Source organism: Curtobacterium sp. B8, from assembly GCF_000333315.1.
GTDB lineage: Bacteria > Actinomycetota > Actinomycetes > Actinomycetales > Microbacteriaceae > Curtobacterium > Curtobacterium luteum.
The window spans coordinates 1-10,575 of sequence record NZ_BACW01000655.1; the positions used below are offsets into that span (position 1 = coordinate 1).

Below are 10,575 nucleotides of genomic sequence, written 5' to 3' on the forward strand. Positions count from 1 at the left end.
ACGCGGACGCCGAGCCCGACCGCGACCGCGACGGGCAGAGCGGTGCCGGAGACCCCGACGGNCCCTCGGCCCTCCGCGCCTGCACGATCGACCAGGCGGCCGGTGCCCCCGGGCTCGGGTCGTTCGAGGGCGCGGTCATCGACGCGGGGACCGGCAAGGTGCTCTACTCGCACGCCGGCGACCAGCCCAAGCAGACCGGCAGCGTCATGAAGACCCTCACGAGCGCGACCGCCCTGGCCGTCCTCGGGGGCGACCACCGGATCTCGACGACGGTGACGCAGGAGTCCGCCGGGACGATCGCCCTGGTCGGGCACGGCGACGCGACGCTCTCCGCCGGTGGCGCGACGGTCTACCCGGGCGCACCCACCCTCGCGCAGCTCGCCCAGCAGGTGAAGGCGAAGCTCGGCGACAGCCCGGTGTCGACGATCGTCACGGACGACACCTACTGGAACGACGCGGACGCCTGGGACCCGACCTGGCCCGTGTCCGAGCGGACGATCGGCTACCAGCCGATGGTGACCGCACTCATGGTCGACGGCGACCGGGCGAACCCGGGTGCGGCGACCTCACCGCGGTCGACCGACCCCGTCGGTCGCGCGGGAGCGGCGTTCCGGACGGCCCTCGCGAACGCAGGCGTCGCCGGTGCCGCGAACGCCCAGATCGTCAAGCGCGCCACGACCTCGACCGACACGATCGCCACGGTGTCGTCGCAGCCGGTGTCGACGCTCATCGGCCAGATGATCCCGAACTCCGACAACACGCTCGCGGAGATGCTCGCGCGGATCTCGTCGAAGGAGTCCGGGGCGAACGGCTCCGCCGCGTCGTTGACCGGCGTGTACCAGGCAGCGCTGCGCTCGTACGGCGTCGACCCGTCCGGCATCGTCATCAAGGACGGGTCGGGCGAGAGTGCGGCCAACGCGGTGTCGCCCGAGTTCGTCGCCCAGCTCATGGTCCAGGTGCAGGCCGGTGCGAAGGGCCTCGGCACGCTCTCGAACGCCCTGCCGGTCGCCGGCGTCTCCGGCACGCTCGCCAGCCGTTTCACGGGCGCGAACGCCGTCGCACGCGGCAAGGTCCACGCGAAGACCGGCTGGATCGACAGCGCCAACACCCTCGGCGGCTGGATGGACGCGGCCGACGGCACCCGGTTGACGTTCGCGTTCTACGCCATCGGGTCGTCGCGGGCGGCCGCGCTGCCGGCGCTCGACGCGGTGACCGCCGCGACCTACTCGTGCGGGGGCAAGCTCTCCGGTTCCTGACGCACCCTGGTGTTGGATGGACGCATGGCCAGGGCATTGCTCGTCGTCGACGTCCAGAACGACTTCACCGAGGGCGGTGCACTCGGCGTGAGCGGCGGTGACGCCGTCGCGCAGCGGATCTCCGTGTTCCTCGGGCAGCACGCTGGGGAGTACGACCTCATCGTCGGCTCCCGCGACTGGCACCACGGCGACGACGACAACGGCGGCCACTTCGCCGGCGCGCAGGGGCCCGACTTCGTGGACACCTGGCCGGTCCACTGCGTCCAGGACACCCCCGGCGCGGACTACCACCCGGCGTTCGACACCGGCTCCGTCGACGTCCACGTCTACAAGGGCCAGGGCGCACCCGCCTACTCGGCCTTCGAGGGGCGGACCGCAGACGGCGTCCCGCTCGGCGAGGTCTTCGAGCAGCGCGACGTCCGCGAGGTCGACATCGTCGGCATCGCCACCGACCACTGCGTCCGCGCGAGTGCCCTCGACGCGCTCGCCGGCGGCGCCGCCGTCACCGTGTACGAGGACCTCGTCGTCGGGGTCGACCCCGCTCGCAGCGCCGCCGCGCTCGACGAGGTGCGGGCAGCCGGCGGGCTCGTCGACCACAGCGACACCGACGAGGGCCTGCACCGTCCGGGTGGCGCGCGCCTCTAGCCCGAGCCCATCCCGGGGGCGTCTCAGACGAGCAACTGGTGCTTCGCCAGGTCGCGGTACAGCGGGGTGGACTCGACGAGCTCGGAGTGCGTCCCGACCCCGACGACCCGCCCGTGCTCGAGCACGACGATCACGTCCGAGTCGACCACGGTGGACAGCCGGTGCGCGATCACGAGGAGCGTGCGGTCCTCAGCGACCGCGTCGATCGCGAGCCGCATCTTCTGCTCGTTCACCCCGTCGAGCGACGACGTCGACTCGTCCAGGAGCAGGATCGGCGGTGCGGCGAGCAGGGCGCGCGCGATCGCGAGCCGCTGGCGCTCGCCGCCGGAGAGCATCACGCCGTCCTCGCCGACCTGGGCGTCTAGGCCGCGCGGGTCGCGGTGGAGGACCTCGCCGAGGTTCACCGCCTCGAGTACACGCACGCAGTCCTGCTTCGTGGTGTCCGGCGACCCGAGGAGCAGGTTCGCCCCGATGGTGCCGGCGAGCACGGGGGCGTCCTGCTCGACGTAGCCGATCTGGGCCCGGAGGTCGGCGCGGTCGAGCCCGCGAACGTCGACGCCACCGAGGCGGATCACGCCGTCGGTCGGGTCGTAGAACCGCTCGATGAGGGCCAGGGTCGTCGACTTGCCGGCGCCCGAGGGGCCCACGAGGGCGACCCGCGAGCCGCGGGGGACCCGGAAGGAGACGTCGTGCAGCACCACGTCGTCGACGGCGGTGGCGTCGGCGGGGTGACCCGTGCCTCCAGGCCGGTCCGTCGCCCCGTCGGGTCCGGACGCCTGCGCCGGGGCCGTGTACCGGAACGACACGTGTTCGAAGGTGATCGCGTCGTCGCTCGGGACCGCGGCGGCGACGCGGACGGCCCGGTCGTCCTGGTCCTCCGTCGGCAGGTGCAGGATCTCCTCGATGCGGCCGAGCGCGCCGAGCGCCTGCGCGACGGCGACCGCGGCGCCCATGGCCTGCCCGAGCGGCATGATCATCATGAACAGCAGCAGGATGAAGGTGATGAGCGTGGCGATCGTGATCGTCCCGGCGGCGACCTGTGCCCCACCGACACCGAGCACGGCGATGAACGCGACCTGCATGACGATGCTCGCGACCGGGACCACGAACGCGGACATCTTGGCGATGTCGAGGCCGCGGCGGTAGGCCTCGGTCGCGTGGCCGTCGACCTCGCGGACCTCGCGCTCGGTGGCGCCGGCGGCACGGATGGTGCGCACGGCGCCGATGCCGCGCTCGACGGCTGCGGTGAGGTCGCCGACCTTCTCCTGCGCCCGCTTCGACGCGATGCGGATGCGACGGCTGAGCCCGCCGACGACGACGATCGCGACGAGCACGATGACCACGACGATCACGAGCAGCACCGGGTCGATGACCGCCATGGCGACGATGGCGCCGATGAACGTGAGGGAGCCGCCGATCGACTCGATGAGGCCCTGCGTGAGCACGGCCCGCAGCAGCGTCGTGTCGCTGCCCACACGGGAGACGAGGTCGCCGGTGCGACGGGTGTCGAACTCGGAGATCGGCAGGTTGAGGATGCGGGCGATGAGCTTGCGGCGGGTGGAGAGCACGACGCCCTCGCCGGCGCGCTGCAGCAGGAAGTGCTGCACACCGTTCAGGAGCCCGGCCACGATGACGAGCCCGACGAGCAGCCACACGAGCGTGCTCAGGGTACGGCCGCCCTGCACGGCGGTGATGACCTGGTTGACCAGGAGCGGCTGGGCGAGCGAGGCACCGGCGCCGAGGACGCTCAGCACGATGATGACGACCATCGCGGGCTTGTTCTCGAACAGGTAGTGCAGCAGCCGACCGAAGCTGGCTCGGGGACCGTCGGTCTTCTTGGGGCGGGCGAAGGGGAAGCTCATCGTGGTCCTAGTCTCTGCCGTACTTCTTGTGCACTGCCTGTCGGCTGACGCCGAGGAGCGTCGCGATCTCTTGCCACGAGGCTCCGGCGTTCCGAGCGCGGCGGGCGGCGAGTTCCTCGGTGCGGTCGAGGGCCTTGCGGAGCTCCCGGACCGAGGCGAGTGCGGCGAACGGGTCGTCGCCGTCGGCGCCGGAGGCCAGGGTGGTGATGGTCGGCCGGTCCATGGTGTCAACCTACATTGACGGGCGGAGTGGTGTCAACGTGGGTTGACATGGGTGCGGAGTCGGCGGTCGGGTGTCGGGGCGCGCCTCGCATGGCGTCGTTGCCGGACGACTCCGTCGTCGTCGTGCGACAACGGCAGCGTCGTCCGTTGCGGACGAGGACTTCCGAGGCCCGCGCGGGACGACGCTGCCGCTGTCGTACGACGACGGCCCGGTCGTGCGACAGCGGCAGCGACGAACCACGCGTCGATCGACGGGGGCGTCGTCGGAACGCGCGCGTTGTCCCGACCCCGCGGATCCCGGCCGATCCCGCCACGCCGGCCGACCCCGGCACCACACGACGGACGGGAGGCGCGGCGCCCGCTGGCACCGCGCCTCCCGTCCGTGACGTGCGCACCCGGGTGCGTTACGGGGCGAGGCTCCCCGAGGAACGCACGTGGCCGTCGCCCACCGACGCGTCGGCGGCGAGGCCGAGCACGCGCTCGGCCTCGGCGTCACCGAAGTCGGCGTGCTTGGTCTCCTTGACGAAGAGCAGGGCGACGAGCGTCACCACGGCGGCGATCGTGAGGTACAGCCCGACGAGGAAGATGTTCCCGTCGGCCTTCCACAGGGCGAGCGCCACGGTCGGCGCGAGCGACGCCCCGAGGATCGAAGCCACGTTGTACGCCACGGCGGAGCCCGTGTACCGGACGTTCGTCGGGAAGAGTTCCGGCAGCAGCGCGCCCATCGGGCCGAAGGTGAGGCCCATGAGCGACAGCCCGACGACCAGGAACGTGACCACGGTGACCGGCCCGGTGGACGCGGCGAACCAGAACTGGAACGTCAGCCCGAAGAGCGCGATGCCGAGCGTGGTCCACAGGAGCGTGGACCGGCGGCCGAACCGGTCGGCGAGGAAGCCCGCGACCGGGGTGAGGATGCCGAAGAACACGACGCCGATCATGAGCAGCGTGAGGAACTCGCCCCGCGGGTAGCCGAGACCGATCTTCGGGACGCCCGAGCTCGCGGTCGTGCCGTAGCTCAACGTGAAGGTGGTCATGAAGTAGAAGAGCACGTAGGTCGCGACCATGCCGAACGTGCCGACGATGAGCGGCCGCCACGAGGTCCGGAAGACCCGGGCCAGCGGGACCTTCGCGACCGAGCCGGACTCCTGGACGCCGCGGAACACCGTCGACTCGACGAGCCTGAAGCGGACGTAGAGCCCGACGACCACCAGGACCGCGGACAGCAGGAACGGGATGCGCCAGCCCCACGCCTGGAAGTCCGGGTTCACCGAGCCGTCGGCGCCGGCGGGCATCGCGGCGTTGATCGCGATGAAGAGTCCGTTCGCGAGCAGGAAGCCGATCGGTGCGCCGAGCTGGGGGAGGGAGCCGAAGACGCCGCGCTTGCCCTTCGGTGCGTTCTCGGTCGCGAGCAGCGCCGCGCCGGACCACTCGCCACCGAGGCCGATGCCCTGTGCGAACCGCATCACGGCGAGCAGCACTGGGGCCCAGACGCCGATCGAGTCGAACGTCGGCAGGCACCCGATGAGGAACGTCGCCGTGCCCATGACGAGCAGGGAGGCGACGAGCGTGGCCTTCCGGCCGATGCGGTCGCCGAAGTGGCCGAAGATGATCGACCCGACCGGACGGGCGAAGAACGCGAGCGCGAAGGTCACGAACGACGACAGCTGCGAGGCCGTCGGGTCCGCGTCCGGGAAGAACAGCGTTGGGAAGACGAGGACGGCGGCGGTCGCGTAGACGTAGAAGTCGTAGAACTCGATCGAGGTCCCGACGAGGCTGGCGATGACCACGCGGGAGCGCGGGTTGCCTGCCGGGGTCGGGGTGGTCGTGCTGGGTGCCGGTGCGGCTGACATGCGTGTGTGAGGACTCCGACGGGAGCACCCGGTCGGGTGCGGCGGTGTTCCGGACGGCGGACACCGGTCGGTTCGCGCAGGTGGCGCGGCGCCGATCGGGTGCGTTCGGTGGGTGGTGGACCGCTCGTGACGGGGCTCACAGCCTACGACACATGTCGCTTTCCTGCGAATCCGCAGAGAACGACACCGCCGGGAGGCACGGTGCACGTCGGTCGTGCCCCGCGCCTCCCGGCGGGAGGTCGCGTCGGGATGCCGCCAGCTGCGCTGGCGGCGCCGGGTCAGCTCGCGGCGCCGGCCTCCAGGTGGGCGGGGAGCTGGTGGCCCATCCGGTCGCGCTTGGTGTCGAGGTAGCCGGCGTTCTGCGCGGAGATGCCGACCACGAGCGGTACGAGGGACTCGACGGCGATGCCGTGCTCCTCGAGCTGGCGGCGCTTCTCCGGGTTGTTCGACAGTAGCCGGACGCTCGTGATGCCGAGGTCGGCGAGGATGCCCGCGGCGCCGCCGTACTCGCGCGAGTCGGCCGGCAGCCCGAGGGCGAGGTTGGCGTCGAGCGTGTCGAGGCCGTCCTCCTGCAGACGGTAGGCCTTGAGCTTGTTGGCGAGGCCGATGCCCCGTCCCTCCTGCCCGCGGAGGTACACCACGACCCCGCCCTCGGCTGCGATCGTGTCGAGCGCGGCGTCGAGCTGCGGGCCGCACTCGCACTTCAGCGAGCCGAACGCCTCGCCGGTGAGGCACTCCGAGTGCACGCGGACGAGCGCGCCGTCGGCCGGGGCGGAGCCGTCGGGCAGGGGAGCGATGATCGCCACGTGCTCGGCGCTGGTGACGAGGTCGCGGTAGGCGCGCATCTCGAACGTTCCGTGCGTGGTCGGGACGTTCGTGGACACTTCGAACTGGACCGGGCTCCCGGGGACGGGGGAGGTGAGTGCGTCGGTCATCGTGTGCTCCGGTCGTTCTGGGCTGCCGCTCCAGGGTGCGCGGCGCCGTGAGGCCGTGCCCGGACCAGGAGGTCCGGACCCAGACTGGTGGTCGATGTTACGTCCAACCGCAAGCGGTCGGTCATGCTGCCCACGCCGAGTTCGTCGACCGCGACACGGGGTCCGCCGAGCAGCACGGGGGCGACGTAAACGAGGTACTCTTGGACGAGGCCGGCCGCGATGAACGCGGAGGTCAGGGGGGGGCCGCCCTCGACGAACACGGAATGCACCCCGTGGCCGCGCAGGGCGCCGAGGGACGCCGCGAGGTCGTGACCCGGCAGGGTCACCAGGCCGCGCGGGTGCCGGCGCAGCGCGGCGCCGTCCGGCACCGGGCGGTCGCCGAACACGACCGGCAGGGGCTGGTCGGCGAGCAGCTCACCGGCGTCGCCGCGCGCCGTGAGCGAGGGGTCGTCGGCGAGGACGGTCCCGGTGCCGACGAGGATCGCGTCGTGGGCAGCGCGTTGCTCGTGCACGTGCTGGCGTGCCGCTGCGCCGGTGATCCACTGGCTGGTGCCGTCCGCCGCCGCTGCACGGCCGTCCAGGCTCGAGGCCCACTTCGCGGTCACCCAGGGGCGCCCGAGCCGGATGCTGAGGAGCCAGCGCTCGAGGAAGGCCTCGGCCTCGGACGCGAGCACGCCCGACACGACCTCGACCCCGGCGGCCCGGAGTCGATCGGCGCCGCCGTGCACGTGCGCTCCCGGGTCGTCGATCGCGTACACGACTCGGCCGATGCCCGCTTCGATGAGGGCGAGCGCGCACGGACCGGTGCGCCCGGTGTGGTTGCACGGTTCGAGGGTCACGACGGCGGTGGCGCCGCGGAGCAGTGCCGGGTCCACCTTCGCCATCGCGTCGACCTCGGCGTGCGGGGTGCCAGCGCCCTTGTGCCAGCCCTCGGCGAGGACCGTGCCGTCCGGTGCGAGGACCACCGCACCGACCCGGGCGTGGTCGCCGACGGCCGGGCCGAGGGCGGCGATCTCGAGGCCGCGGCGCATCGCCCGGACCTCGGCCGGGGTCGCGGTTCCGGAGGGGGTGCTGGTCACGCTTCGACACTACCGACGAGAAGTCGGTGACACGTCATCGAACTACACGCTGTGGGCGAACGACGCTGTGGGCCACGACAGGTCGGATGCCGGCGCACCGTCGGCGCGGCGCCGCGCGTGCCAGGCCGGGGTCGGGCCGCCGTCACGACCGGGGTTCGCCGCGGGGCCGCTCCCCGTGAACGCGAAGCCAGCCGCTCGGGCCACCGCTGCCGAAGCGAGGTTGCCCTCGTAGCACTCCCACGCGACGTCGGGAGCGCCCTGCTCGAACGCCCACGTCACGACGAGCTCGAGCGCGTCGTGCATGAGCCCGAGACCGCGCGCGGACGGTGCGAGCCAGAACCCGACGTCGCGGCGCTCGGTCCGGTACCCGATCACGCCCTCGAGCAGCGACGACCCGGCACGGCGGATCGCCCACGTGTACTCCCGGTCCGACGCCCATCCGGGCCCCACCAGGGCGTCCACGAACGACCGGGCGTGCTCCGGGCCGTACGGCATCGGGACCGTCGTCCACCGTGCGACGTCCGGGTCCTGGCACCCCGCGACGATCGCCGCCGTGTCTCGGCGTGTGGGCACGTCGAGACGCACCCGCACGGACTCGAGGACGACGGGGAGCACGGCGTGCCTAGCCGCGGGAGCGCGGGACGAAGCCGATGCGGTCGTACACACGGGCGAGGGTCTCGCGGGCGATCGACTCGGCGCGGTCGGCACCGACGGCGAGCAGCCGGTCCAGCTCGGCCGGGTCGTCGAGCAGCTCGAGGGTGCGGGCACGCACGGGCTCGAGCTCGGCGACGACCGCGTCGGCGACGTCAGCCTTGAGGTCGCCGTACCCCTTTCCCTGGAAGGACGCCTCGAGCTCGGCGACCGGGGTGCCCGAGAACGCCGACAGGATCGTCAGCAGGTTCGTCACGCCGGGCTTCGCCTGACGGTCCGCTCGGATCTCGCGCTCCGTGTCGGTGACCGCCGAGCGGATCTTCTTCGCGGTCCGCTTCGGGTCGTCGAGGAGGCGGATGAGGCCGTTGTCGGACGCCGCCGACTTGCTCATCTTGCTCGTCGGGTCCTGCAGGTCGTAGATGCGCGCGGTGTCGGTCAGGATCCGTGCTTCCGGCACGACGAACGTGTCACCGAAGCGGGAGTTGAACCGACCGGCGAGGTCGCGCGTCAGTTCGACGTGCTGCCGCTGGTCGTCACCGACCGGGACGACCTTCGTGTCGTACAGCAGGATGTCGGCGGCCATCAGGATCGGGTAGGTGAAGAGCCCGACGGACGCGGCGTCCGTGCCCTGCCGCGCCGACTTGTCCTTGAACTGGGTCATCCGGCTCGCCTCGCCGAACCCGGTGAGGGTGTTGAGCACCCAGGCGAGTTCCGCGTGCGCCGGCACCTGCGACTGCACGAAGAGCGTCGCCTTCGACGGGTCGATGCCGGAGGCGATGTACTGGGCGGCGGTCGCGCGCGTGTTCGCGCGGAGCTCGGCGGGGTCCTGCGCGGTGGTGATCGCGTGCATGTCGACGACGCAGTAGATCGCGTCGAAGTCGTCGAGGAGCGTCCGCCACTGCATGAGCGCACCGATGTAGTTGCCGAGGTGGAGCGATCCGGCCGAGGGCTGGATGCCGGAGAAGATGCGGGTCGTGGCCATGCTGGTGTCCTGTTGCGCTGGAGCGGTGGGGGGATCAGATCTCGTAGTCGACGACCACGGGGGCGTGGTCGGACCATCGCTGGTCGTAGGCGGCAGCGCGGTCGACCGTGTAGTGCGAGACCTTCTCGGCGAGTTCGGGGGTGGCGACGTGGTAGTCGATGCGCCAGCCGGAGTCGTTGTCGAACGCCTGGCCGCGCCACGACCACCAGGTGTAGGGACCGTCGACGTCACCGGCCTGGGCACGGCCGACGTCGACCCAGCCGAGGCCGGGGCCGGTGGAGCCGTCGGCTCCTTCGACCGGCTCGCCCTCGGCGCCGAAGAACCGCGAGAAGTAGGCGCGCTCGCGGGGGAGGAACCCTGCCCGCTTCACGTTGCCCTTCCAGTTCTTGATGTCGCGCTCGTCGTGGCCGACGTTGAGGTCGCCCACGACGACCGCGAGCGGGTTGTGCTGCCGCAGCTCGGGCAGGCGCGCGGTCATCGCGTCGAGGAACTTCCACTTCTCGTCCTGCTTCGGGGTGTCGACCTCGCCCGAGTGGACGTACGTCGACACGACCGTGACCGTGGTGCCGCCGATCTCGTAGTCGGCCTCGAGCCAGCGACCGGCGGAGTCGAACTCCGCAGGCCCGAGCTCCACCCGGTGGATCTGCGCACGGTGCCGGCTCGCGATGGCGACGCCCGCGCGACCCTTCGCGCTCGCCGGGTCGTGGACGACGTCCCACTCGTCGCCGAGCAGCCCGGCGAGGTCGTCGCTCGAGGCGCGGACCTCCTGCAAGGCGAGGACGTCGACGTCACGCGTTGCGAGCCAGTCGCCCATGCCCTTCCGGAACGCGGCACGGACGCCGTTCACGTTGACGGATGCGAGGCGCAGGCGTGTCATGCCGTCCAGCCTATCGGCGGGTGCCGACACCCCCGCGCCGCCCCGCGCCGGGCTGCTGACGGCGCTCGTCCCGGCGGCCCGGACTCGGTCGGAGGACGTGCCGCTCACCTTCTCCCGACCCGACCCGACCCGTCCTGCGATCGGCGTGGCGAGCCCGCGGCGTGTCGTGCGACCGATCCGGGCGCTGGTCGCGACGGTGACCAGGAGACGGACGGG

General features: G+C 72.1%; 9 protein-coding genes and 1 pseudogene. 2 read left to right on the forward strand and 8 right to left on the reverse strand.

Annotation, left to right across the window (positions count from 1 at the left end; translation table 11 throughout):
* Both dacB and I59_RS17395 read left to right on the forward strand, forming a co-directional pair.
* Positions 1-1,256, forward strand: a 1,256-nt coding sequence (gene dacB / locus I59_RS17390; protein ID WP_049976618.1) for a D-alanyl-D-alanine carboxypeptidase/D-alanyl-D-alanine-endopeptidase, incomplete at its 5' end; no start/stop codon positions are given.
* 24 nt (positions 1,257-1,280) lie between these two features.
* Positions 1,281-1,901 carry an isochorismatase family protein gene (locus tag I59_RS17395; protein WP_022904955.1) on the forward strand — a complete coding sequence of 207 codons (621 nt, stop codon included), beginning with the start codon at positions 1,281-1,283 and terminating at the stop codon, positions 1,899-1,901.
* A gap of 23 nt (positions 1,902-1,924) precedes the next feature.
* Here I59_RS17395 and I59_RS17400 read toward each other — a convergent pair whose 3' ends face one another.
* From I59_RS17400 to I59_RS17435, 8 genes and pseudogenes are all read right to left on the reverse strand, one after another.
* Positions 1,925-3,763 (reverse strand): ABC transporter ATP-binding protein, encoded by a 1,839-nt coding sequence (locus I59_RS17400; protein ID WP_022904956.1) that lies wholly within the window; start codon positions 3,761-3,763, stop codon positions 1,925-1,927.
* A gap of 7 nt (positions 3,764-3,770) precedes the next feature.
* Positions 3,771-3,986 carry a hypothetical protein gene (locus tag I59_RS17405; protein ID WP_022904957.1) on the reverse strand — a complete coding sequence of 72 codons (216 nt, stop codon included), beginning with the start codon at positions 3,984-3,986 and terminating at the stop codon, positions 3,771-3,773.
* A 403-nt stretch (positions 3,987-4,389) separates the two neighbouring features.
* Positions 4,390-5,835 (reverse strand): MFS transporter, encoded by a 1,446-nt coding sequence (locus I59_RS17410; RefSeq protein WP_022904958.1) that lies wholly within the window; start codon positions 5,833-5,835, stop codon positions 4,390-4,392.
* A gap of 278 nt (positions 5,836-6,113) precedes the next feature.
* Positions 6,114-6,737 (reverse strand): annotated as a pseudogene (gene ribA / locus I59_RS17415) (GTP cyclohydrolase II); the annotation flags it as partial.
* A 29-nt stretch (positions 6,738-6,766) separates the two neighbouring features.
* Complete coding sequence (gene ribD, locus I59_RS17420; RefSeq protein ID WP_042726884.1) at positions 6,767-7,801, reverse strand: bifunctional diaminohydroxyphosphoribosylaminopyrimidine deaminase/5-amino-6-(5-phosphoribosylamino)uracil reductase RibD; 1,035 nt, start codon at positions 7,799-7,801, stop codon at positions 6,767-6,769.
* Between the two features lie 90 nt (positions 7,802-7,891).
* On the reverse strand, positions 7,892-8,557 hold the full coding sequence (locus I59_RS17425; protein ID WP_083882201.1) for a GNAT family N-acetyltransferase: 666 nt from the start codon (positions 8,555-8,557) through the stop codon (positions 7,892-7,894).
* The gene (gene trpS, locus I59_RS17430; protein WP_022904962.1) at positions 8,472-9,482 is read right to left on the reverse strand and encodes a tryptophan--tRNA ligase; all 1,011 of its coding nucleotides are present in this window, start codon (positions 9,480-9,482) and stop codon (positions 8,472-8,474) included. The genes I59_RS17425 and trpS overlap by 86 nt, the downstream gene beginning before the upstream one ends.
* Positions 9,483-9,516: 34 nt before the next feature.
* Positions 9,517-10,359, reverse strand: coding sequence for an exodeoxyribonuclease III (locus tag I59_RS17435; protein WP_031274417.1), 843 nt, complete (start codon positions 10,357-10,359; stop codon positions 9,517-9,519).
* Positions 10,360-10,575 lie beyond the last annotated feature (216 nt).